The following is a 22,704-nucleotide window of genomic DNA, read 5'->3' as shown; positions in this document are numbered from 1 at the left end:
TGCGGCGGCGGGCCCGCCGGACGGTTTTCGCGCCTGGCGGCGGGGCCGTCGTACCGGTTCCATTCAGGGCTGTGCAAAGCTGCGGGGGCCCCGGCGATATATTCACTTGCATTGATCCGCGCGCTATTGCCACGCGTATGGGAATAAAGACGGGCATTCCCGTCGTAAACGGAAATGGAAATTCCCCGCTTCCGCGCTCGACTCGAGGCGCCCCGACCCCTGCGGAACGCCTTGGGGTCGAGCGGTACGGGGCGGCCGGGATTCCCCGCAAACGCCCGTCCGACGGGGCACTCCGCCGATCCTGCCGCCCCGCTTCGGGGCCCTGCGCCCGCCCGCGCCCACCCCGCCAATCACGAAAAAGCCGCCGTGCCAATCGAGTCCCGATTCCTTGACACTCTCTGCCGAATGTGAGTGCCATTCTTGATCGTCATTTGATAAGATGGCTTACACATTCGTTTGGAAAACCTGCGCGCGAATGCGCAACCGCCGGGTCGCATTGGTTGGAAACAAATACGGAACGAGGGCCGCTGTCACGGCCATTACGACTGCCCCGCCGGATCCGCGCGCTGCGCGTCCGGGAATTGGGGTCAGCCAACTCGCCTCCGTCTACACTGTGCGTTTTTTCTGGATCGGGGCGTGTCCATGGATGACGAAAACGATAGCGAGGTGCTTGAAGCGCACGTCGGTACGCGCAGCCCCTGCTGGCGTCTCGGCAGCGACAGCAATGCGCTCGAGCTGGCGGCCGTCCGCGGCTTGACCAACGTCGCGGTGGCGCTGACCGGCGAGCAGGCCGCGCGAATTCGCGCGCTCACCGGCGTCACGTCGCACCTCGTGCTCGACCTTGCGCTGTTCGGCGACACGGTCAGCCTCCATCTGGTCGGCCGGAAGGTCGATACGTCGAACTGGGCCGGCACGGCCTCCGCCTATTCCGATACCGCGTCGGTGGCGACCGACCTGTCGCACGGGCTCGCGTTCGCCGAGCAGGTCGTGTCCGAAGTGAATTCGCTCGTCGTGATCCTCGACCGCAACGGCATGGTGCAGCGCTTCAACCGCCTGTGCGAGGAAGTGACGGGCAAGCGCGAGGTCGACGTGATCGGCCGCAGCGCGTTCGAGCTGTTCATGAGCCCCGAGCAGGGCGCGCAGTCGCGCAGCAACATCACCGGCTTTTTCGCGAGCAACCGTTCGTTCGCAGTCGAGCGCTACATCAACACGGTCAACGGGCCGCGCCTGTTCCAGTTCCGCAACAAGTTCGTGCAGAGCGGCAGCGGCGCCGACGAGCAGTACCTGATCTGCTCGGGCATCGACGTCACCGAGGAGCGTAACGCGCAGCAGCGCCTCACCGAACTCGCGAACACCGACATGCTGACCGGCCTGCCGAACCGCCACGCGATCAGCGAGCGCATCGGCGCCGCGCTGGCCGCCGACCGCACCGACATGCGCGGCCAGGTCGGCATCCTGTTCCTCGATCTCGACAACTTCAAGCGCGTCAACGATCACTACGGGCACATCACCGGCGACCGCCTGCTGCAGGACGTGTCCACGATCATCAGCGGCTGCCTGCCGTCCGGGGCGACGCTCGCGCGGCTCGGCGGCGACGAATTCCTGGTGCTGTTCGAGCACGGCACGCGGCCGCTGCTCGAAGCGACCTCGCAGATCATCCTCGAACGGCTGCGCACGCCGATCCACCTCGGGCTGATGGAGATCTACACGAGCTGCTCGATCGGCATCGCGATGTATCCGCAGCACGGTGATTCGCTCGAAACGCTGATCCGCAGCGCCGACACCGCGATGTACGTCGCGAAGGAAGAGGGCAAGCATACGTACCGCGTGTTCTCGCTGGAGATGAACCAGAAGGTCGCGAAGTACATGTGGCTCGACACGAACCTGCGCAAGGCGCTCGAGGAGGAGCAGTTCGTGCTGCACTACCAGCCGGTCGTCGACCTCGCGACCGGCGACGTGCGCAGCGTCGAGGCGCTGATCCGCTGGCAGTCGCCCGATCGCGGGCTCGTCGCGCCGATCGAGTTCATCCACTTCGCGGAGGAGTCGGGGCTGATCGCGCCGCTCGGACGCTGGGTGATGCGCACCGCGGCTGCCCAGGCCGCCGCATGGAAGGCGAAGGGGCTCGACGTGCGGATCGCGGTGAACGTGTCCGCGCGGCAGCTGCAGGACATGAACATCGTCCATCAGTTCGCATCGATTCTTGCCAGCGCGGGGCTGAAGCCGAGCCTCGTCGACATCGAGCTCACCGAAAGCAGCTTCATCGAGGACGAGGAAACGGCGCACGAGCTGATGAAGGAATTCCGCCAGCTCGGCGCGAAGATTCACCTCGACGATTTCGGCACCGGCTATTCGTCGCTGTCGCAACTGTCGCGGCTGCCGCTCGATTCGATCAAGCTCGATCGCAGCTTCATCACGGGCATCGATCGCAATCCGCGCTCGCAGGCGCTGGTGCGCTCGGTCGTGTCGCTCGCGAAGGCGCTGAGTTTCGCGGTCGTCGCCGAAGGCGTCGAGACGCCCGGGGAAGCGGAGTTCCTGAAGCAGGTCGACGTCGACTACGCGCAGGGTTTCTACTTCGCGCGGCCGATGCCGGCCCAGGCGTTCGAGGGCTGGCTCGCGGAAACGAGAAAGCTCAGGCTGATCGCCTGAGCCTGCCCGCATCACGGAGCGCGCCGCCCGCCACGCGGCGGCGCGCTCCATTCACATCACACCGTGCGCAGCTTCGACACGCGCCGGTTCTGCAGCATCACCAGACGTTCCATGTACGCGAGATCCTTCGGCTCGATCGTGAACGCCGCGTGAACCCATTCCTCGGTGATGTCCATCAGCTCGGAACGCGTGATCTGGAACACGCGCTCGCGTGCGCGCAGCATCGCGCGGATGCCGTTCAGCTTCGGCTTCGTCACGTCGATGAAGGTGCGCGTCGCGAGATACGCGTCGCCCGCGTCGAACGTCTGGTCAACCAGCCCGCGATCCTCGTACCACTCGGCCGCATGCGCCTCGCCGGACGAGATCAGCGATTCCGCGAGCCCGCGGTCCGCCTTGCGCGCGACCAGCGAATAGCCGCCCATGCCCGGGAACAGGTTGAACGCGATCTCGGGAAAGCCGAGCTTCGCGCCCTTCTGCGCAAGCATGTAGTGGTGCGCGAGGGCGGCCTCGAAGCCGCCGCCCAGCGCGCTGCCCTCGACCATCGCGATCGAGATCGAACCGGTGCCGAAGCCCGTGTAGATCTCGTACACGCCATCGATGCACGAGCGGGCATAGGCCATCAACTGATCGCGGCGACCGCTGCGGATCGCGTCGACGAAGAAGCTCAGGTCGCCGCCGACGTTGAACAGCTCGGGCACGAGCGAACCCGTCACCCAGAAGTCGAACGGCAGGCCGGAGTCGCGTGCGACGCGCGCGAGATGGATGATGTCGGTGACGAGTTGCTGGTTGAAGCACGGCCGCGGCTCCGATCGCAGCATCATCCACATGATGTTGCGGCCTTCTTCGTAGAACGCGGTGAGTTGCGTGAGTTCACCTGCTTCGTAAAACGGACGGCACGCCGGATGAGATTGGAGTTGCATGGTATGTCCTCGTGAGATGTGGTTTTGCAAAGAGCGCCGCGGCCGGCGCCGTGGACAACTGCCCCCGCACGGCGCCGGCCGCGAGGCACCGCCATTGTTGCGCGCACACAAAAGCCGAAATGCGGGGAAAAACGCACGACGGGGACGAGGAGGGGTATCGCGGTCGATGTGAGACGTGTGGACGATGCGAGCGGCGGGATCGATGCGATCGATGCGATCGCTTGGCGGGAGGACGTCGGGGAGTGGAGGCACGGAAGTGTGACGATGCGGCGACAATCGGCGCGCGCATGCCGTTCCGGAGACGTGTGGCGTGTCGGTCGTTTACGCGATGAAAACGACGCCGCGCCGTCGATCACATCTCATGGAATGTGCGGACTGGTGCAGCGACTGTGCATCGGTTAGCGTTGGAGGATGACGCCGCCGCTACCGCATGGCGTTGACCCGATGCGTGACCGACACGGGCGCGAACAATCTGCGGAAGAGGATGGAGTTGCGGCTGCGACGCGACAACGTCGAATGCACGATCACGAACTCGAACAACTCGGACACCATGCTGAAGATCGCGCTGACCTGCGCGAACGAACAGGCGCGCGGCAAGTGCGTCGGCGATTGTTGCTGACGCGCCGATGTCACGACCCACACATACGGCTGTACTCGCGCCCGAAACTTGAATGCATCACAACGCGACATAAAATAAAAGCAGGCCTTCGTGCCATTCAGTCTCTACGCCGCAAACGAACCCGACTGCGCGAATCGTCAATTGAGAAGAACGGAGGATGGCCACAGACCTCGCCGCGATCGGTGGCTGCTATCGCCGCACGATCTCGCGACAATGACGAGGGAAAAACGACGATGATGGTTACATTCCGATCCGCCGCCGCACCGGACATCGTCATGTTGCGCGATCTGGCGGAGTACCTGCTGGGGCTCGTCGGCAAGGGGCTGGAGGTCCGCGGAGTGATTTCCACTGACGAATTGCCGGGCGCGATCGCGCGGCTCGAGCTGGCGATCACGGATGACGTGGCGCGGGAAAGCGCGCACGAGCGTTCACCGCAGGCGCTGCGCAGCAAACTGTCGCCGCATGCGGGCGGGCTCGCGCAACGCGCGTGGCCGCTGCTGGACATGATGCGTGCGGCCAACGAACAGGGCGGTCACGTGATGTGGAGTGTGTAGGCGCGCGACGCGCGCCGGCTGCCCGGGAACCAGACCTCCGCTGCAAGGCCGACGGCCTGGCGTCGCAAGACGCCATACCGTCGGCCGATTTTTTTGCGCGGAGCGCTTTCCGCTTACGAATGGTGGTGCGTATGCGAGCGTGCCGAGCGCCGCGACGGGCGGTGCAGGAGCCGGTCGCGTATGCGCTCTCGGCTGCGCTGTTCCGCGAAGAACAGCACCGCGAACATGAGGACCGCGAGCAGCAGGATGGTCGCGACGATACCGTTTTCCATGTCGCCTCCGGCAGGTTGGGGAGCGAGGGATGCCATCGGCTGGCGTTAGCCGGCCGGTATGGGCATCAAGAGTCCGGCGAGCAGATGCGCGTCGCGCCGGCCGCGGCCGGCATCGCGCCAGCGTTGAAGCGCTGGGCCAGTGCAATCGCGACCCCGCACGCATCCGCGTCGTTGCGGACCACGTGGTGCGTGGGATCGAGCAGATGCGCGTCGCTCCGGCCGCCGCCGCCATCGCGCCAGCACATGATGGCGCGCGGCGGGTACTTCACGCCGAGCGCGAAGCCTTCGCCGGCCACCGGATCGACCCGCACTTCCGCGCGGCTCTCATCTTGATGGTAGGACACGGAAAGCGACGACTCCATCCCGATTCCCTTCTCGGCACCACCCGTTCCGACCCCGCGCCGCAAACCAGCACGTGCCGGCACGCGGGGGGCCCACGAACGAGTGCCGCGCCGCGTTCACGTCAGCATCGGCATCGCTTCGATCAGCGCAATCCCGAGCAGCGCGCCGATCGCGGCGCCGACCAGCTTCGGATGCCACCGCTCAAGATGCAGCGCGGTGAGCAGCGCACCGATCAGGATCACGCCCAGCAGCGCGAACGCGATCACGAGATAACCGATTTCGAAATCGTTGTTGATCAGCATGATGTCTCCTTCCCCATGTAGGCGTGTCGAATGCACCGGATCGTCATTCGTTTCGGCAACGTCGCACGCACGTTTTCACTGCCTGAATTATATGTCACAACGTGATATAAAAAGCGCTCCTGCGCGGAGCAGATCGTGAAAGTGCCCCCACGCCCCTGCATCCCGCGTGCCGCACTTCCTCGCCCGCATGTTGCGCCGCGGCGTGGCCGGCCGCCCAGCGGCTTGACGCTCGCGGGCACCTCACCCACACTGAATTGAACGACAGGGCGCGGCGCGCGAATGCGTGCCCGTCGCGTCCCGACATGAACACGAACGCGCGGAGAGCTTCGACGTGGTGCGTTTTCCGTTCCGAGCGACCGGCCGCCTGCCGGGCCGCGCCGCCGCGTTCGCGGTGGCCGTCGCCGTTGCCGTGCTCGCGCGTCCCGCGTTGGCCGACTCGGGTGACGAAGCGCCCGTCACGCTCGTCAGCGATGTCCACCTATTCGTGATCCAGCACGACGGCTCGCTCGACGAGGAAGACGATTCGACGCTGCGCGCGAACGATGCGAACGGGATCGACGCGATCGCGCAGCGCTACGTCTGGTTCGACAAGAACCTGGAGAAGGTCGAGCTGGTCGCGGCCGAGACGATCGATCGCGGCGGCGTCGCGCATCCGGTCGGGCCCGACGGCATCCGCGACGTCCAGGAGCCGCGTTCGGCCGGCGCGCCGACCTTCCAGGACGGCCTGCTGCGCACCGTCGTGTTTCCGGGCGTCGAGGCCGGGTCGAGCACGCGCATCGCGTTCCGCAAGGCGCGCACGAAGCCCGTCAACGCCGGTTACTTCGGCTACTACGTCGAACCGTCGCGCGAGCCGGTGGAGAACCAGCGGCTGATCTTCGACGTGCCGGCCGACATGCCGCTGCATGCGGACGCGCGCGGCTACGTCGCGCTGCCGCCGGTCACGGCGAACGGCCGCACGCGCTACGAGTTCGCGTACCGGCACGGCCCGTACGACCGCATCGAGAGCGGCTCGGTCGGCTATCCGACCTACGGCGACCGGCTCGTGGTGTCGACGCTGCCCGACTATGCGGCGTTCGCCGCGCGCTACCGCAACGCGGCCGTCGACCCGGGCGCGAACGATCCGGCCGTCGTCCAGCTGGCGCGCGCGCTCACCGCCGACGTCGCCGATCCGCACGACAAGGCGCGCCGCCTGTACGACTGGGTGCAGGCGAACGTGCGTTACGTCGCGATTTTTCTCGGCGAGACGGCCGCCGCGCCGCATCGCGTGACGGACATCCTGCGCAACCGCTACGGCGACTGCAAGGACCACGTCGCGCTGTTCGGCGCGTTGCTCGCGGCGGTCGGCATCCGCAGCGAACCGGTGCTGATCAACCTCGGCTCCGTGTACGCGCTGCCCTCCGTGCCCGGCTACGGCGCGGGCGCGATCAATCACGCGATCACGTGGCTGCCCGGCCTCGGCCTCTACGCGGACACCACGACGAGCGGCATCGCGTTCGGCTACCTGCCGCCGATCGTGATGGACCGGCCGGCGTTGCTCGTCGACACCGGCGTGCTGTCGCGTACGCCGGCCACGCAGCCGAAGCGCCGCACCGCGCGCGTGGAGATCGATGCGGCGCAACCGGGTGCCGCGCGGTTTCATGCGCTCGTCGTGGACGACGGCTGGACCGCGGAGCTCGAACGCACGCTGTTTCGCCGCACGCCGCCCGAGCGCGTGCGGCAGCTCGCGAACGAACGGCTGAGGCAAAGCGGCCTCCGGGGCCGCGCACGGATCGCGACCGGCGATCGCCGCGCGACGGACGGGCCGTTCGACGTGACGTATGACGGCACGCTCGATCACGTCGTGTGGCCGGACGGCACGACCGCCGTGCCCGCGCTGTCGAGCGTCACGGGCGGCATCGCGACGCAGGTCGAGGGGTGGCTGGCCGAACCGGTGCGCATGCAGCCGTGGGTATGTCTCGGCGGCACGTTCGACGAGACCGGCCAGATCGCGCTGCCGCCCGGCGTCGCGGTGACCGACTTGCCGACCGATACGGCCGTGCACGACCGCTTCATCGACTTCACGTCGCATTACGTATTCGATGCGGCCGCGCACGTCGTGCAGGTCACGCGCCGGATGACGGCGACGTTCGGCCGGCAGGTCTGCACGCCCGACGAATTCACGGCGCTGCGCGCGTCGCTCGAACGCATCGAGCGCGACACGCAGGCGCAGATCGTCGTGCGGGCAAGGCAACGTTGAACGCCGGGCGCGGCGCACGCGGCGCTCGGCACGATCGGACGCGCGGCCGGACTCGGCCGACGCGCGGGAGACGGACATGACGAAGCGGGAAGAGGAAATCGCCGACCTGTCGAAGGAATTGCTGGGCCGGATCGTGCAGGGCGCGATGATGAGCGGCGCGCCGGTGGATGCGCAACAGTGCGCGGCGCTGGCCGTGCGATGCGCGACGGCGCTGGTCGATCGGCTGGAAGCACGCAGCGGCTGAGCGGAATCGTCGCAGGCGAAGCCGGAGCGACTCGACAGGCGTTCGCCCGGGCCCGCGTTGTGCGTGACGCGTTACACGTCGGCGTGCGTGTCGCCGTCCGCGCGCACCGCGCCCGGCGGCCGCCCGACCACGCGCTTGAACGCCCGGCTGAACGCGGCGAGCGACCCGTAGCCTAGCCGGTACGCCACGGCCTCGATCGTCTCGCGGTCGCGTGCGATCCATTGCGCGGCGAGCCGCATCCGCAGCTCGGTCAGGTAGCGCACGGGCGTCATCCCGGTGGCCGCGAGAAAGCGCTCCGCGAACACCGAGCGCGACACGCCCGCTTCGGCGGCCAGTTCCGACACGCTCCAGTTGCGCCCCGGATCGCGATGCAACGCGACGATCGCGCGGCCGAGCTTCGGCTCGCGCAGCGCCTGCACCCAGCCGGTCGCGTCGCCGCATCCGCACTCGACCCAGCCGCGCACGATGAACGCGGCGACGACGTCGGCGAGCCGCGCGAGGATGCCCGCGAAGCCCGCGCGTTCGGCGCACGATTCGCGCTCCATCGCGTCGAGCATCGGGCGGATTTCCGGGTAGCGCGCGAGCAGCGTGCCGACGTGCATGAACTCCGGCATCGTCCCGACGAGCGGCTGCATGCCGCCGAGATCGAGCTCCATGCACGCGCTGAAGATCAGCGCGTCGCCGGCGGCCGGCTCCGCCGCGGCGCACGACGTCGCGGCCACCGACGCGACCGTGTCGCAGATCTTCGCGACCTCGAACCCGCCGATCTCGCGGCACGGCGCATCCGGATCGGACACCAGCGCATGCGTGCCGCCGTGCGGCAGCAGGATCGCATCGCCGGCCTCGAGCCGCACCGTCGTGCCGCCCGCGTCGCGCAGTAGCACGGGCCCGCGCCCGACGAAATGGAACTGCGCGCGGCCCGGCGCATGGCCGAAGCTCAGCCCGAACGGCCGCGGCACCTGGATCCGGCGGTACTGCACGCCGCTCAGGCGCATGCCCAGCAGCAGCTCGCTGACGAGGTCGTGCACGGCGGGCACGTCGGGAAGCAGGGGCTCGGCCATTTTGAGATTCGGACGATCGATCAATAAGAACGGATTGTATGTCATAGACCGTCCTGCCGTGGTTCCCTACGATAGGCCGTCATCAGTATTTTCCCTATCTCACTCGGAACGACGCATGAATCCCGGAATCTCCTCTGCCGCCGCCCCGGCGGCTCCCCGCGCCCCGGCCTGGGGTGCCGTCTTCGCGATGACGCTCGGCGTGTTCGGCCTCGTCACCGCCGAATTCCTGCCCGCGAGCCTGCTCACGCCGATGGCCGACAGCCTCGGCGTGACCGAAGGCGTGGCCGGCCAGGCCGTCACGGCCACTGCGACGGTGGCGCTCGTCACGAGCCTGCTGATCTCCGCGCTGACGCGCACGATCGACCGCCGGCGCGTGCTGCTCGCGTTCTCCGTGCTGCTCGTCGCCTCGAATCTCGCGGTCGCGTTCGCGCCCGACCTGACGACGCTATTGATCGGCCGCGTCGTGCTCGGCGTCGCGCTCGGCGGCTTCTGGACGATGGCGACGGCCACCGCGATGCGGCTCGTGCCGACCGCGATGGTGCCGCGCGCGCTGTCGATCATCTTCAGCGGCGTGGCGGTCGCGACGATCGCATCGGCGCCGATGGGCAGCTACTTCGGGCACCTGATCGGCTGGCGCAACGTGTTCCTGATCGCGGCCGGGCTCGGCGGCGTCGCGTTCGTGTCGCAGGTGATGACGCTGCCGTCGATGCCGCCGAGCGGCACGACGCGGCTGCGCACGCTCGTCGACGTGCTGCGCCGGCCGACCGTCGGCCTCGGGATGTTCGCGACGATCCTCGTGTTCACCGGACATTTCGCGTTCTTCACGTATCTGCGGCCGTTCCTCGAGCAGGTCGCCGGCGTCGGCGTGAACGGGCTGTCGGCGATCCTGCTCGGCTACGGGATCGCGAACTTCGTCGGCACGTCGCTCGCGGGCCGCGTGCTAGAACACCGGCTGCGGCCGATGCTGATCGGGATGCCGGCGCTGATGGTCGTGCTCGGCATCGCGCTCGTCGCGCTCGGCCGCGCGCCGATGATCGACGCGGTGCTCGTCGCGTTGTGGGGGATGGCGTTCGGCGGCGTGCCGGTCGCCTGGTCGACGTGGGTCACGCGCACCGTGCCCGATGAAGCCGAAAGCGCGGGCGGGCTGATCGTCGCGGCGATCCAGCTCGCGATCGCGACGGGCGCGGCGGCCGGCGGCGTCGTGTTCGACGCGAACGGCGCGAACGGCGCGGGCGGCGTGTTCCTGGGCGCGGCCGCGGTGCTGGCCGTCGCGGTCGCGACGATCGTGACCGGCGTGCCGAAGCGGGTAGGCGTCGCGCGGGCGCTGGCCGAATGATGGATCGCAGCGGGCCGGCGCGTGCGATCGCGCATCGGCCCGCTGCTCGTTGCTAGTTGCTAGTTGCAATGCGCGCCGCGGGAATGGCGGCGCGGCACCTGAAGCGTGGGACGGCAATTGCATCGGATGTAATCGTCCGCGGTCCGCTGTCCGCTGTCCGCCCCGGGCAGCGCCTAGCCGCCTTGCTTCACCACCGCCGCCAGCGCCTTCATCGCCTGCAGGTAAGGGTAGGGCCCGTGACTGATGCGCGCGACGCCGTATTCCGCGAGTTCGGCGAGCGTCGGCGTGTCGGCCACGCGCATGATGTTCACGGGCAGCGGCGACGCGGCCGTCAGCGCGCGAATCAGCGCCGGCGATTGCAGGCCCGGCACGAACAGGCCGTCAGCGCCCGCCGCCGCGTACGCGCGTGCGCGGGTCAGCACGTCGTCCAGAAGCCGTTCGTCGTGCGTGTCGGCCGCGGCCTTGAAGAACACGTCGGTGCGCGCGTTGATGAAGTAGCCGATGTCCGCGCGATCGGCCGCCTGCCGGGCCGCCACGAGGCGCGCGGCCGCGTCGTCGACGGTGCGCAGTTCGCCCGTCGCCGGAAAGCTGTCCTCCAGATTGCAGCCGATCGCGCCGGCCTCGATGCTGCGCGCGATCGTGTCGGCCACGTCCTCCAGCCGCTCGCCGTACCCGCTTTCGAGATCGACGGTGACGGGTAGGTCGGTTGCTTGCGCGATTCGCGCGAGCACTTCCATCACGAGCGCTTTCGGCATCTGCTCGCCGTCGGCGAACCCGTTGGCGACCGCGACCGACCAGCTGCCCGTCGCCAGCGCGACGCCACCCGCGTCGGCCACCGTGCGTGCGCTGCCGGCGTCCCACACGTTGAACAGCGCGAGCGGCTCGCCCGCGCGATGAAGCGAACGGAAATACGCGGCTTTTTCCTTCTTATTGCGACTCATGCTCGTCCCTCCGGTTGAAATGCCGATCGGTGATCGTATCGAACGATACGTCGATAGTGTCGAGCGCCGCGAGAAAATCGCGCGCGTCGAACAGTTCGCCGAGGCTGCGTACGCCGCCCGACGTCAGTGTACGGCCGCTCAGCAGGCGAACCGTCGCCTCGACGATGATCGGCGCGCTGACCGCATAAATGTCGCGTCCCGACGCGCTCGCGCGATGCGTGATGCCGTTCTGCACGACGATGGCGTCCATCACGAATTGCTGCGCCGAGCGGCCGAGCGCGTCGACCGGTTGCGGCGGCGGCGTGCCGGCATCGCGGATATCGCGCAGCGCGAGTGTCGCGAGCCAGGACTCGATCGTATCGATGCGCAGATGACGCGCGAGTGTCATCACTTCCGAGAACGGCAGCAATGTCATGTCGACGTCGCCGAGCGGCGACCGGAACGGCCACCGGCGCTCGCGGGCCGTCGTCGGCACCGCGGTCGGCTTGCCGTCCTTCTGCATCAGCCGGATCGCGTGATTGCGCTCGCCGGTCACGCGTGTGCCGCGTGTCGGATGCCAGCTGTCGAGGCCGGTCGCGACGTCGACGCGCTCGATCGGCCGGTGCGGGTCGACGACGGCCGTCACCAGCAGGTCGGCCAGGCCGCCGTAGAACGCGGCGGCCGGCACGAGCGTCACACCGGCGGCGCGTGCGCGGGCATCGCGCTGCTCGGTCAGCGTCTGAACGGACGGCTGCTCGGCCGTCAGGTCGAGATACGGGATACCGGCGCGCAACGCCGCATCGGCGAGCGGCAGCGCGGTATCGAGATAGGGGCCCGCGCAGTTGATCACCGCGTGCGCGTCGCGCAAGGCGGCGTCGAGCGCGGCCGGATCGTCTGCCGACGCGACGCGCCACGGCGCCGCGTCGTTGCCGCCTTGCGCGAGCCGCGCGGCATCGCGCCCGATGCGCATCGCACCGACACCGCGCCGTTCCAGTTCGGCGACGACAAATCGCCCGGTGTGACCCGTGGCGCCATACACTGCAACCGTCATTCGACCATTCATGACCCACTCCGATACAGACCGGTTTGTTTTATAGTACAGACCTGTAGCGCCGTCAACCCCGCGGTGCTATCATCGGATGCACTTTTGCGGGACAGGCGGCCCTCGGCGGCCGGGCTTGGATGAAACAGGAAACACACACGAAGGGGAGCGCGCCCGATACGCGCGAGCGCATTCTGCAAACCGCCAGCGCGTTGTTCTATCGGGAAGGGACGCGGGCGGTTGGCGTGGATCTGATCGTCGCGCAGGCAGGCGTCGCGAAGACGAGCCTGTATCGGCATTTCGCGACGAAGGACGACCTGATCGAGGCGTTTCTGCTGCGCGAGGATGCGGATTTCTGGGCGCACTGGGACGCGGTGGCCGCGCGCTACCGGCGCACGCCGCGCGAGGAACTGGATGCGCAATTGCAGTGGATCGGCGAGCGCATCGAGCGGCCCGGTTATCGCGGCTGTCCGCAGATCAACATCGCCGCGGAGTATGCGGACGGCAATCATCCCGCCCGCAAGGTCGCCGTCGCGCACAAGCAGGAATTGCGGCGCCGGCTGACGGAACTGGCGAGCGCGATCGGGATCGACGAACCGCAGACTTACGCGCTGCGGCTCGCGACCGTCATCGACGGCGCGCTCAGCAGCGGGCACGCACTGCACGCGCACGGCCCCGTGCGCTTCCTGCAGGAATTCGCGCAATTGCTGATGCCGACGAAGGGCAGGAAGTGAAGCGCGGGTAGTGCGGGGCCGCGCACGGCTTCAGCCGCGCGTGGCCGGATCTTCCGACAGCCTGCGCAACTGATCGCGCAACACATCGACTTCTCCGGCCGCGAACGGCTGTTCGATCTCGGCGTGCGCCTGCTGCCACAGCGGAAACGCGTCGGTCAGCAGACGATGGCCGGCCGGCGTGAGTTCGAGCAGGCGGCTGCGCTTGTCGTCCGGATCCTGCACGATCGTGACCAGCCCGCGCCGCTCGAGCGGTTTCAACGCGGCGGTCAGCGTGGTGCGATCCATCGCGAGCAGCGACGCGACTGATTTCATCGCGGCCGGTTTCGGCCGGTTCAGCGACATCAATAGCGAAAACTGGCCGTTGGTGAGATCCAGCGGACGCAGCACATCGTCGAAGATGCGCGCGAGATTGCGCGCCGCGCGCTGCATGTGCAGGCACAGGCAGCAATCGCGCACCATCAGCGTCGTTTCGAAAGGAAGCTTTTCATTGCGTGCCATGTTGCAATTGTGTTGATATCAACCTATCTTGTCAAGGGCGAGGAGCGGCAACCCGTCGTTCCCGCGATCGGACGGAGGAAGCATGAGTGCTCAACAGCAGTTGTATCTCGCGGTTTTCCTCGGCAGCAAGGAGAGCCCGGCCATGAAGGCGTGGATGGCGCTACCGGAGGAGGAGCGGCGCACGCGGGAGAAGGAAGGGATTGCCGCGTGGCATGCGTGGGTCGACCGGCATCGTGACGCGATCGTCGAGCTCGGCGGGCCGCTCGGCAAGACCAAATCCATCGGCAAGGGCGGCATCACGGACACCGCCAATGCGCTGAGCGGCTTTACCGTCGTGCGCGCCGCGTCGCACGACGCTGCTGCCGCGCTGTTCGAAGGCCATCCGCATTTCACGCTGTTCCCCGGCGACACGATCGAGGTGATGCCGGTGCTCGCGGTGCCCGGTATGTAAACGATGAACGCATGAACCATGCGCCGCAGCCTGCATGGAGACCAATTCCCGACAATCTGGATGGAGACACTGCAATGAAGCTTTACGGATTTGCCGGCACCCGCACGCAACGCGCGCTGTGGGGGCTGAAGGAACTGGACGCGGATTTCGAATTCGTGTCGGTCAACCTGCTCGCGGGCGAGCACAAGCGGCCCGAATTCCTGCACCTCAATCCGGCCGGGAAGGTGCCCGTGCTGGTGGATGGCGACCTCGTGATTCCCGAGTCGGCCGCGATCGTGCTGTATCTCGCGGACAAGTATCCGGAGAAGCAATTGCTGCCGGTCGATCTTGCGCGGCGTGCCGACGCCTATCGGTGGATCATGTTCGCGGTGACGGAACTCGAGCAGCCGCTGTGGCGCATCACGCGGCATACGTTCATCTATCCGCCCGAGAAGCGCTCGCCGGCCGACATCGAACTGGCGCGCGAGGATTTCAACGCGATGGCCGTGATTCTCGACAAGCATCTCGAAGGGCGTGAATTCATCGTCGGCGATACGCTGACGGTGGCCGATTGCGTGACGGCGTATCTGATCGACTGGGCGAGCGAATGCAACCTGATCGAACCGTTCCCGCAACTGCGCGCGTATCTCGAACGGTTGTATGCACGGCCGAAGGCGCCGCAGCGGATTGCGGAGGCGCGGAAGGCGGCGTGAGCGGGTGGTTGATCCGGCTTGACTGCGGGTCAACCACGAACATTGTTGCGAACTGTTGCCATTCGCTGGACGAGAACGTGGCCATCGTTTATCCCTCAGCTTCCACAAAAAAATCCGTGGCTGAGAGAAAAACATGGCTCGACAACGAAGTGCGCACGGTGCGCTCGCGCAATGGATAACCGGCCGTCAGTCGTATTTCCTGGAGGTGCCGGGGGCGCCTCGGGCGCAGGATCTGTCGATTATGTCGTTCGCGCTCGGCGAGCGGCTCGGCGAGCCCTATCGAATCGACCTGACGCTGACCAGCCCGGCTCCGCTCGCGCGTCCGGACTATCTCAATCGCCCGGCGATCTTCACGATCGAGCCGGCAGGAGCGGCCGGCGCCGCCGATGCGCTGCGTACCTTCGCCGGCTGCATCACCGCATTCGGCCAGATTCGCAAGACCCACGATTTCGTGTCGTATCGCATCGTTGTCGAGCCATTCGTCGCTCGCCTGCGTCTCGTCGAAACATCACGCATCTACCAGCAGCAGTCCGTGCCCGAGATCATCGAATCGATCCTGAGGCGGCACGAATTCCGCTCCCATCAGTTCTCGTTCAAGCTGCGGCGCGCCTATCCGCGTCTCGCGTTCCGCATGCAGTACCGGATGTCCGACTGGGACTACATCAGGTTGCTGATGGAACAGACGGGCTTGTTCTGCTTTTTCCGTGCCGGGCAGCATGGCGACGAACTGCATTTCGGCGACGACGTCGATGCCTACACATATCGTCCGGATGTCGTGATTCCGTATCGCGAGGCAAGCGGACTCGAAACCGGTCACGAAGCCGTGCTGTCGCTCGAGTCGCTGAGCGAAACAATTCCGCAGTCGGTGAAGGTTGCCGATTACAACCCGGACAAGGCCTACGACCGCTTCAATGCCGAAGTGAATATCGTTCGCGACGATCCGACGACGTGGGGCCGGCATTACGTCTTCGGCACGCATCATCTGGACGGCAACGAAGCCCGGCACGAAGCGCAGTTGCGCCACGAAGCCGCGGTTGCGTGGCAGGTCGTGTATTCCGGCACGAGTTCGGTGGTGGATTTCGCACCGGGGCTCGTCGCGAAGCTCGACGAGAAGCCGGCCGATGCGCCGCACGGGATCGTCATCATTGCCGTGCGTCACGAAGGCGGCCGGGATGCGTCGTACATCAACACGTTCGACGCGATTCCCAGTGGCCGGCCGTTCCGCCTGAAGCTCGACGAACGGCGCTGGCCGGCAATCGCCGGCACGCTGTCGGCGCGCGTCACGGCGCCGGATACTTCGCCCTATGCGCATCTGACGAGCGCTGGCCTCTACACCGTACGATTCGATTTCGACTTCGACGACTGGGCGGCAGGTGGTGAATCCGTGCCGCTCAGGCTGGCCAAACCGTTCGCTGGTGACAACCAGACAGGCTTCCATTTCCCGCTGCTCGCCGATACGGAGGTGGCGGTTGCATTCGTGGGGGGCGATCCGAATCGGCCTTATATCGCGTACGCACATCATCACAGTCAGGCGACCGACCTGGTGACGAGCCGGGACGAATTCAATACGCGCAACGTGATCCGCACGCGGGCAAACAACAAGCTTCGTTTCGAGGATCGGAAAGGACGCGAAGGCATCAAGCTGTCGACGGACTATGGCGGCAAGACTCAGGTCAATCTCGGCTATCTCGTCGACAGCCGGAAGGCGGTGCGCGGTGAAGGGTTCGAGGTCAGGACCGACGAACGCGGGGTACTGCGTGCGGGCAAGGGGCTGTTCCTGACGGCCGATGTCCAGTCGAACGCGAGCGGACAGGCTTTCGACATGACGGCGGCCCGCCAGCAGCTCGACGCGGCCCGGTCCCGCATGCGCAGCCTGGCCGAAGCGGTCGAGAAGGCTCGAGCAACGGTGGCCGCATGCGACGCACAGCAGGCATTGCTCGAATCGCAGATCAAGGATCTCGAAGCGGCTGTGTTGCTCGCGTCTGCGCCACACGGCGTGGCGATCACCAGTGGCGAGCACATGCAACTGGCGGCAGGCGGACATCTGTTCACGACGACGGGCGGCAATGCGGATGCGGCGATCGGCGGCAATTTCACGGTCGCGGCCGGCAATGCGGTATCGATGTATGCGAATGCGCAGGGGATGAAGCTGTACGCGGGCGCCGGCAAGGTCGACGTGCAGGCGCAGGCAGACGCGCTCGAACTCACGGCGCTGAAGGGCGTGACGATCGAGAGCACGTCGGATGCGGTGACGCTGAATGCGCAGAAGGCGCTGACGCTGATGTGCGGTGGTGCCTATATCAAGCTCGAAGGCGGAATCGTCGAGATCGGCAGTGCGGGCGAGATCCGGGTGAAAGGGCAATTGAGCGTCGGGCCATCCGCGACGCTGAGGCAGGCGTTGCCGCTGATGCCTGAACAGGAACAAACCGGCATGCAACTCTGGCATGCGTACCCGAATGGCGAGCCAGTCAGGAACGCACCGTATCGCGTGACGTTTCCGGATGGTTCGTGGCGCGAGGGCCGGCTCGATGCCAACGGCAGGGGCACGGTCGCGAATGTGCCGCGCGGCGGCGGCGCGGTCGAGTACCTCGAAGAAGACCACGATATTCAGGATAAGGCGCGCAAGTGGGTCGACCCGAAAGGAACGGCGCTATTTGCGGCGGTCGGTCGCGATGCCGGCCAGGCGGTGCCTAGTCTCGTCGGGCCCGTGATGGCGGCGGCGGTGCCGGAAAGCGACGCAGTCAGGCAAGGACTGGATGCGGCTGCCTCCATCGGGGCGGCAACATCCGGCGCCGCTGCCGGCGTCGCGAAAGGCGATGGCGCCGCGCTTGCTCGAGCCGCACTCGAACCGGTCGGGCAGCCGGTTGCGAATGCCGCTGCCAATCGTGCGACGGCCTCGGTATCGGATGTCACGCCTGCGCTCGTCAAAACCACCGTGTCGCGTTGATTCACGCTCCGCGTTTTTTCCCGTTCTAGACAGATAACAACCATGACCGGAACCGCCGCACCTTCCATCCCTCAGCGCCAGATCCCGAAGGCACTTCTTCAGAATGCCGAAGCACGGCGCGTCATCGTCGGTCCGGTCCCCGCGCCCCGGACGTCTCCGACGCTGATCCCGGCCGACGCCGAATCGGTCGGCAATCACGGCCTCGAAATCTTCGTGCAGTGCCTGTACATGGTGCCGTTCGTCGGCAATGCGATGTCGCTGTACGACGTCGGCGTCGATATCTACCGGATCTGCAGCGAGCCGGGCGGCACCGGGAAGGTGCTCAATTGGGGGATCCTCGCGATCGATGCGATCGGCGTTGTGCCGGCGGCGGGCAATGCGACGCGACCGGCGCGCGCGGTCGTCAAGGAGGTGCTGCTCGCGTTCGCGAAGGGCGCGGGCGCGGCGGTGCTGGTCGACCTGTTCTGGGCGACGGCCGGTGGCGACGTGCTTGCGTTCATGGCCGAACTCGACGTGTCCCTCGCGAAATGGAAGACCGACATCGTCGCAGGCGTGCGCGAAGCCTCGCGCACGGTGCGCCGCTTCGTGCTCGATCCCGTCTCCGTGGCCGAGCAGATGGGACGGGTCAAGAAGAACACGGGCTTCCTGTCGTGGGTGCCGTCGACGGAGGAGATCGCGCTCATTGGCATTGACCAGTTGCTCGAGGTCTCGGGGCAGCGCGACGCGATCGTCGCGTGGCTGGACGCGTTCGATCGCGACACGGGGCCGATGCTCGACCGGGCGTTCGGCAGCGTGGAGGAAGCCGGCAGTCTGCTGTTCATGGCCGGGCAGATCGCCGCGGAGATCAAGGCCCGCAAGGCACGCAGGATACCGTCGCATGTGGCGCAGGCCGCGCCGGGCACGATGCGCGAGCCGCACAGGAAGCCGGGCGAGCATCGTGATTCGACGCAGAAAGGCGCGGCGCCGAGCCCGCTGCCGGCGAAGAACGGATGCGGGTGCCCGAAAACCACGACCCCGAAGCCGGTCAATTACGCGATGGGCGACGAGAACCTCGAGCAGACCGACTTCGTGCTCGACGGCGTCGTGCCGATCGTGTGGACGCGACGCTACCGGTCGAGCCTCGCGGCCTACGACGGGAGCCCGCTGGGCGCGCGCTGGAGTAGCGCGTATCACCTGTCGCTGGAGGAACGGGATGGAACGTTGACGTTCTTCGATCCCGATAGCCGGGCGGTGCCGTTGCCGCCAGTCGGTATGGGGGAATCGCTGGAGGTGCCGGCCGAACAGTTCGCGGTGACGCGGCTGGATGGGCGCCACATTCGACTGAGCTATCCCGACGGCAGTCGAGAGGATTACGAACTGCATGGCTTCATTGCATCGGCTCGCTACCGTCTCATCTCCCGGACGAACCGCGACGGCCTCGGCCTGAGCTTCACCTACAACGCAGCCGGTGAACTCACGACGATCAGCGACGGCGTGGCCAACGCGATTCGCATCGACTACGTCGACGGCCGGGTGTCGGCGATCTACCGCGCGGGCGTCCCTGGCCTCGCGAACGAAGCACTCGCGCACTACACGTACAGCGCCGAAGGCGACCTGATCGGCCACGTCGACATGCTCGGCTTCCGGCGCACGTATGCGTACGAGCAGCACCTGCTCACGCGCTATACGGACTTCAACGGCAATCCCGCGAATCTGACGTGGGACTGGCCGGGGCGACGCGAAGGCGTGCCGGCGCCGGCCGATGCGCGCTGTGTGCGCACCTGGTACGGCGCCGAAGGGCAGCACGTCCAGGACGACACGCGCTTCGCGTACCACCGTGAACACTGGTACACCAAGGTCACCGATGCGGACGGTCATGCCACCACTCACCGCTACGATTTCCACAACCGGATCGTGCTGGTCGAACACCCGGATGGTTCGACCGAGTCCTATGAATGGGACGAACAGAACCGTCTCGTCGGCACCAAGAACGCGCTGGGTCACACGCAACGTTTCGCTTATGACGCGCAGGGGCGCCTCACTGCCGAAACCGACGCGCTCGGCAATACGACGCGCACTGAATACGATGCTGCCGGTCTGCCCGTCACGGTCACGACCGCGGACGGCCGCGTCACCCAAACCGACTACGATCCGCTCGGCCGCCCGGTCTCGGTGACGGATGCGTCAGGTCGCACGACCCGCTACGCATGGGGCGCTCAAAGTGAGCTGCTGTCGTTGACCGACCCGAAGGGCGGCGTGAAGCGCTTTCGCTACGACCACGGAGGACGGCTGGCGGAGGCGGCCGACTGCTCCGGCCACACGACGTACTACGGATACGACGAGCGCGGTCATCTGTCGCGGGTCACCGATGCCGCGGGGCACATTACGCTGTACAGCTGCGATGCGCGGGGACAGGTCACTAGCGTCACGCATCCGGATGGCACCGAAGAGCGCTTCACGTGGGACGGCGAAGGCAACCTGCGCACGTACCGCGACGGCGCACGCCAGACCACCGAATACATGTTCAACGCGCGCAGGCAGCCGATCTGGCGCAAGGACGCTGCAGGCCGGGAACTGGCGTACGGATACGACCGACAATGGCGGCTGGACACGCTGACCAACGAGAACCGCGACCGGATGCGGTTCAGCTACGACCAGTTGGGGCGCCTCGCCGAGCAGACGGACTTCGATGGCGGCACGACTCGCTACCGGTGGGACGACACGGGGCAACTGATCGGCTCGCAGACCGGTGATATCGACACGAGCTACGCGCGCGATCCGCTCGGCCGCCTGACGCGGCGGGAGCTGAAGGGCGCCAGCGGTCGCGCTCAGGTGATCGAGCGTTTCTATTACGACGCTCGTGGTCGGCTGACAACCGCGCAGGGTTACGGCAGTCGCGTGACCCTGCACTATGACGACGCCGACAACCTGATCGCGGAAGAACAGACGATCTACCCGGATACCGACAGTGCCTATACGACCGTGACCCGGCATGAATATGACGTGCTCGGCAACCGGATCCGCACGCAACTGCCGAATACGCGGACGATCGACTGGCTGCGCTACGGCTCGGGTCATCTGCATGGCGTACTGCTGGACGGTCAGCCGCTGGTGGATTTCGAGCGTGACGCGCTGCATCGCGAGACCCGCCGTCAATATCGGCACTTCGAGCAGCGGCGCGAATACGATCCGCTCGGCCGGCTGAAACGGATGATCGTGCGTCACGACGTACAAAGGACGTTACCGAAAGACTGGATCGTCGGGCGGGAGCTGCGCTACGACGCGGCGGGCCAGTTGACGCGCATCGACGACCGCACGCGCGGCGTCACGGATTACACATACGATCCCACCGGGCGTTTGTTGAAGGCGACGACGCTGGATTTGAAGGAGGTGTTTGCGTTCGATCCGGCGGGCAATCCGGTGGATCCGGAGAATATCCCGCCGCGCCCGAGCGAGGAAACGATCGAGTCTGTCACGGCGCGGATGCAGCGGCAGATGGCGCAGGATCGCGCGTGGTGGGACGCCCATCCGGGCGAACGATTGCCGGACGAGCAACTCGCGAGGCGCTTGGGGATCGCTGAGGAGTTCAATGCGCTGACCAGTTGGTACGACGCGCTGCCGAAGTGCGTCGGCAATGTGCTGAAGGAACTGAACCGCACACGCTACGATCACGATGCGAACGGCAACCTGGTGCGCAAGACTGAACCGGGTGGGGTGACGTGGCTGTACGAGTACGATGCCGCGAACCGGCTCAAACGGGCCGATCGTTACGCGAAGCCGCCGGCGGCGAATGAGGTTGACCGGATCGAGCGGACGCAAAGCGGCGTGACGTCGATACCGGGCACGGTGCGCCCGGAGTTACGCGTGAGCTTCACCTATGACGCGTTCGGCCGTCGCCGGTTGAAGGAAGTGGCGAGCAAGAACGGTAGCGTCGATCGAACGGTGTTCACGTGGGACGGCGACGTGCTGTTGATGGAGGAGCGGTTCCACGTCCCGCCGCCGCAGTTGGGCGAGCGTGATCCGCTCGCACATCGCGCGCCGCAGGTGGTACGAGAGGATCCGGACGATGCGTACTCGGTGCCGGTGGCGCAGCGGGTCCATACGTTCGGCGAGCGGCGGCAGTGGCAGGGCGCGTCGCTGTACCTGCACGAGCCGGGCACGTTCGTGCCGCTGGCACGACTGGACGAGACGCTGGTGGAGGCGGCGTTCGTTGCAACGGGCACGGACGGTCGGTTCGTTCAGGTGCCGGCCAAGACGCGGCATGCGACGCTGTTCTACCAGAACGATCATCTGGGGACACCGCAGGAACTGCTGGATGACGCGGGGAAGGTGGTGTGGCTGGGTCGGTATCGGGCGTGGGGCGGTGAGAAGATGGTGTGGCGGGAGACGCCGGAGCCGAATGAGGCGGGTAATGCGATCCGGTTTCAGGGGCAGTATCACGATGAAGAGACGGGGCTGCATTACAACCGGTATCGGTATTACGATCCGGATATTGGGCGGTTCGTGTCGAAAGACCCCATCGGGCTGCAAGGAGGCGTCAACGTTTATCAATACGCGCCGAATCCAGTACAGTGGGTCGATCCCCTAGGGCTCGCTACGGTTTCCAATGCACCTGATTTCGATACGGCTAGACGGGGGGCGTTTGAAAAGGCGGGAATGACTAATCCAGAGAACGTAGCGTTCTCGAAAATGGATCCAGTAACAGGTACCGTTGTTGAGTTCAAAGGTGCAGGTGGCGCCAAAGTAGCATATGACGCACCTCATGCAGATATGGACTCGGCGCAAGGCCACGATAAACCCCACATTGGATGGCAGACTGCTGGCAAACGAGGATGCGGGTGTCAGCGCGGAAATATTACTTATGAGGGACCACAACATCCCCATAGGCCCGACCAAAAGCTGTGAGGAG

At 66.5% G+C, this 22,704-nt stretch carries 19 protein-coding genes; 11 read left to right on the top strand and 8 right to left on the bottom strand.

Going from position 1 to position 22,704, the window contains the following annotated elements; translation table 11 throughout:
- Window positions 1-642 precede the first annotated feature (642 nt).
- Complete coding sequence (pdeR, locus tag SB771_RS03650) at window positions 643-2,646, top strand: cyclic di-GMP phosphodiesterase (protein ID WP_175662357.1); 2,004 nt, start codon at window positions 643-645, stop codon at window positions 2,644-2,646.
- A 56-nt stretch (window positions 2,647-2,702) separates the two neighbouring features.
- Here pdeR and SB771_RS03645 read toward each other — a convergent pair whose 3' ends face one another.
- Window positions 2,703-3,566, bottom strand: a complete 864-nt coding sequence (locus tag SB771_RS03645) for a crotonase/enoyl-CoA hydratase family protein (RefSeq protein WP_105831642.1) — start codon at window positions 3,564-3,566, stop codon at window positions 2,703-2,705.
- Window positions 3,567-3,996: 430 nt separating this feature from the next.
- On the opposite strand from SB771_RS03645, the gene SB771_RS03640 reads away from it, so the two are divergent.
- Both SB771_RS03640 and SB771_RS03635 read left to right on the top strand, forming a co-directional pair.
- Complete coding sequence (locus SB771_RS03640; protein ID WP_175662356.1) at window positions 3,997-4,185, top strand: DUF3617 family protein; 189 nt, start codon at window positions 3,997-3,999, stop codon at window positions 4,183-4,185.
- A 233-nt stretch (window positions 4,186-4,418) separates the two neighbouring features.
- On the top strand, window positions 4,419-4,739 hold the full coding sequence (locus SB771_RS03635) for a DUF1840 domain-containing protein (protein WP_175662387.1): 321 nt from the start codon (window positions 4,419-4,421) through the stop codon (window positions 4,737-4,739).
- Between the two features lie 113 nt (window positions 4,740-4,852).
- On the opposite strand, the gene SB771_RS03630 is transcribed toward SB771_RS03635, so the two are convergent.
- The 3 genes from SB771_RS03630 to SB771_RS03620 all read right to left on the bottom strand — a co-directional run bounded on the left by SB771_RS03630 (window position 4,853) and on the right by SB771_RS03620 (window position 5,655).
- Window positions 4,853-5,011 carry a hypothetical protein gene (locus SB771_RS03630; protein ID WP_006749645.1) on the bottom strand — a complete coding sequence of 53 codons (159 nt, stop codon included), beginning with the start codon at window positions 5,009-5,011 and terminating at the stop codon, window positions 4,853-4,855.
- Window positions 5,012-5,076: 65 nt separating this feature from the next.
- Entirely contained in the window at window positions 5,077-5,355 is a 279-nt protein-coding gene (locus SB771_RS03625) for a hypothetical protein (RefSeq protein ID WP_244097808.1), read from the bottom strand.
- A gap of 114 nt (window positions 5,356-5,469) precedes the next feature.
- Window positions 5,470-5,655 carry a hypothetical protein gene (locus tag SB771_RS03620; RefSeq protein WP_006749647.1) on the bottom strand — a complete coding sequence of 62 codons (186 nt, stop codon included), beginning with the start codon at window positions 5,653-5,655 and terminating at the stop codon, window positions 5,470-5,472.
- 331 nt (window positions 5,656-5,986) lie between these two features.
- Here SB771_RS03620 and SB771_RS03615 point away from each other — a divergent pair, with 331 nt between their 5' ends.
- The gene (locus SB771_RS03615; RefSeq protein WP_175662354.1) at window positions 5,987-7,891 is read left to right on the top strand and encodes a DUF3857 domain-containing transglutaminase family protein; all 1,905 of its coding nucleotides are present in this window, start codon (window positions 5,987-5,989) and stop codon (window positions 7,889-7,891) included.
- A gap of 76 nt (window positions 7,892-7,967) precedes the next feature.
- Complete coding sequence (locus SB771_RS03610) at window positions 7,968-8,135, top strand: hypothetical protein (RefSeq protein ID WP_165752471.1); 168 nt, start codon at window positions 7,968-7,970, stop codon at window positions 8,133-8,135.
- A gap of 71 nt (window positions 8,136-8,206) precedes the next feature.
- On the opposite strand, the gene SB771_RS03605 is transcribed toward SB771_RS03610, so the two are convergent.
- Window positions 8,207-9,241, bottom strand: coding sequence for an AraC family transcriptional regulator (locus SB771_RS03605; RefSeq protein ID WP_175662353.1), 1,035 nt, complete (start codon window positions 9,239-9,241; stop codon window positions 8,207-8,209).
- 70 nt (window positions 9,242-9,311) lie between these two features.
- On the opposite strand from SB771_RS03605, the gene SB771_RS03600 reads away from it, so the two are divergent.
- Window positions 9,312-10,532, top strand: a complete 1,221-nt coding sequence (locus tag SB771_RS03600; RefSeq protein WP_175662352.1) for an MFS transporter — start codon at window positions 9,312-9,314, stop codon at window positions 10,530-10,532.
- Window positions 10,533-10,705: 173 nt separating this feature from the next.
- Here the strand turns inward: SB771_RS03600 and SB771_RS03595 are convergent, their stop codons facing one another.
- Both SB771_RS03595 and SB771_RS03590 read right to left on the bottom strand, forming a co-directional pair.
- Window positions 10,706-11,473, bottom strand: coding sequence for an isocitrate lyase/phosphoenolpyruvate mutase family protein (locus SB771_RS03595; RefSeq protein WP_175662351.1), 768 nt, complete (start codon window positions 11,471-11,473; stop codon window positions 10,706-10,708).
- Window positions 11,460-12,515, bottom strand: coding sequence for a saccharopine dehydrogenase NADP-binding domain-containing protein (locus tag SB771_RS03590; RefSeq protein ID WP_175662350.1), 1,056 nt, complete (start codon window positions 12,513-12,515; stop codon window positions 11,460-11,462). The genes SB771_RS03595 and SB771_RS03590 overlap by 14 nt, the downstream gene beginning before the upstream one ends.
- Before the next feature lie 119 nt (window positions 12,516-12,634).
- Between SB771_RS03590 and SB771_RS03585 the strand changes: the two genes are divergently transcribed.
- Window positions 12,635-13,228: a TetR/AcrR family transcriptional regulator gene (locus tag SB771_RS03585; RefSeq protein WP_175662349.1), complete on the top strand. Its 594-nt coding sequence runs from the start codon at window positions 12,635-12,637 to the stop codon at window positions 13,226-13,228.
- A 30-nt stretch (window positions 13,229-13,258) separates the two neighbouring features.
- On the opposite strand, the gene SB771_RS03580 is transcribed toward SB771_RS03585, so the two are convergent.
- Entirely contained in the window at window positions 13,259-13,726 is a 468-nt protein-coding gene (locus SB771_RS03580; RefSeq protein WP_175662348.1) for a MarR family winged helix-turn-helix transcriptional regulator, read from the bottom strand.
- 82 nt (window positions 13,727-13,808) lie between these two features.
- On the opposite strand from SB771_RS03580, the gene SB771_RS03575 reads away from it, so the two are divergent.
- From SB771_RS03575 to SB771_RS03560, 4 genes are all read left to right on the top strand, one after another.
- Window positions 13,809-14,177, top strand: coding sequence for a YciI family protein (locus SB771_RS03575; protein WP_011660219.1), 369 nt, complete (start codon window positions 13,809-13,811; stop codon window positions 14,175-14,177).
- A gap of 74 nt (window positions 14,178-14,251) precedes the next feature.
- Complete coding sequence (locus tag SB771_RS03570; protein ID WP_175662347.1) at window positions 14,252-14,869, top strand: glutathione S-transferase family protein; 618 nt, start codon at window positions 14,252-14,254, stop codon at window positions 14,867-14,869.
- 133 nt (window positions 14,870-15,002) lie between these two features.
- A complete protein-coding gene (locus tag SB771_RS03565) occupies window positions 15,003-17,816 on the top strand; it encodes a type VI secretion system Vgr family protein (protein WP_244096736.1) in 2,814 nt (937 codons plus the stop codon).
- A 42-nt stretch (window positions 17,817-17,858) separates the two neighbouring features.
- The gene (locus SB771_RS03560; RefSeq protein WP_175662346.1) at window positions 17,859-22,700 is read left to right on the top strand and encodes a polymorphic toxin type 47 domain-containing protein; all 4,842 of its coding nucleotides are present in this window, start codon (window positions 17,859-17,861) and stop codon (window positions 22,698-22,700) included.
- Window positions 22,701-22,704 lie beyond the last annotated feature (4 nt).

It is taken from the genome of Burkholderia sp. SIMBA_051 (genome assembly GCF_046534915.1).
Taxonomy (GTDB): domain Bacteria; phylum Pseudomonadota; class Gammaproteobacteria; order Burkholderiales; family Burkholderiaceae; genus Burkholderia; species Burkholderia ambifaria.
Note: the sequence above shows the minus strand (reverse complement) of the source record. Positions and strands in the feature narration are given on the sequence as shown.

Bases quoted from the DNA above. Each gene is read 5' to 3' on its own strand.
- pdeR (WP_175662357.1), top strand. From the start codon at position 643: ATGGATGACGAAAACGATAGCGAGGTGCTTGAAGCGCACGTCGGTACG.
- SB771_RS03645 (WP_105831642.1), bottom strand. From the start codon at position 3,566: ATGCAACTCCAATCTCATCCGGCGTGCCGTCCGTTTTACGAAGCAGGT.
- SB771_RS03640 (WP_175662356.1), top strand. From the start codon at position 3,997: ATGGCGTTGACCCGATGCGTGACCGACACGGGCGCGAACAATCTGCGG.
- SB771_RS03635 (WP_175662387.1), top strand. From the start codon at position 4,419: ATGATGGTTACATTCCGATCCGCCGCCGCACCGGACATCGTCATGTTG.
- SB771_RS03630 (WP_006749645.1), bottom strand. From the start codon at position 5,011: ATGGAAAACGGTATCGTCGCGACCATCCTGCTGCTCGCGGTCCTCATG.
- SB771_RS03620 (WP_006749647.1), bottom strand. From the start codon at position 5,655: ATGCTGATCAACAACGATTTCGAAATCGGTTATCTCGTGATCGCGTTC.
- SB771_RS03610 (WP_165752471.1), top strand. From the start codon at position 7,968: ATGACGAAGCGGGAAGAGGAAATCGCCGACCTGTCGAAGGAATTGCTG.
- SB771_RS03605 (WP_175662353.1), bottom strand. From the start codon at position 9,241: ATGACATACAATCCGTTCTTATTGATCGATCGTCCGAATCTCAAAATG.
- SB771_RS03600 (WP_175662352.1), top strand. From the start codon at position 9,312: ATGAATCCCGGAATCTCCTCTGCCGCCGCCCCGGCGGCTCCCCGCGCC.
- SB771_RS03595 (WP_175662351.1), bottom strand. From the start codon at position 11,473: ATGAGTCGCAATAAGAAGGAAAAAGCCGCGTATTTCCGTTCGCTTCAT.
- SB771_RS03590 (WP_175662350.1), bottom strand. From the start codon at position 12,515: ATGAATGGTCGAATGACGGTTGCAGTGTATGGCGCCACGGGTCACACC.
- SB771_RS03585 (WP_175662349.1), top strand. From the start codon at position 12,635: ATGAAACAGGAAACACACACGAAGGGGAGCGCGCCCGATACGCGCGAG.
- SB771_RS03580 (WP_175662348.1), bottom strand. From the start codon at position 13,726: ATGGCACGCAATGAAAAGCTTCCTTTCGAAACGACGCTGATGGTGCGC.
- SB771_RS03575 (WP_011660219.1), top strand. From the start codon at position 13,809: ATGAGTGCTCAACAGCAGTTGTATCTCGCGGTTTTCCTCGGCAGCAAG.
- SB771_RS03570 (WP_175662347.1), top strand. From the start codon at position 14,252: ATGAAGCTTTACGGATTTGCCGGCACCCGCACGCAACGCGCGCTGTGG.
- SB771_RS03565 (WP_244096736.1), top strand. From the start codon at position 15,003: ATGGCTCGACAACGAAGTGCGCACGGTGCGCTCGCGCAATGGATAACC.
- SB771_RS03560 (WP_175662346.1), top strand. From the start codon at position 17,859: ATGACCGGAACCGCCGCACCTTCCATCCCTCAGCGCCAGATCCCGAAG.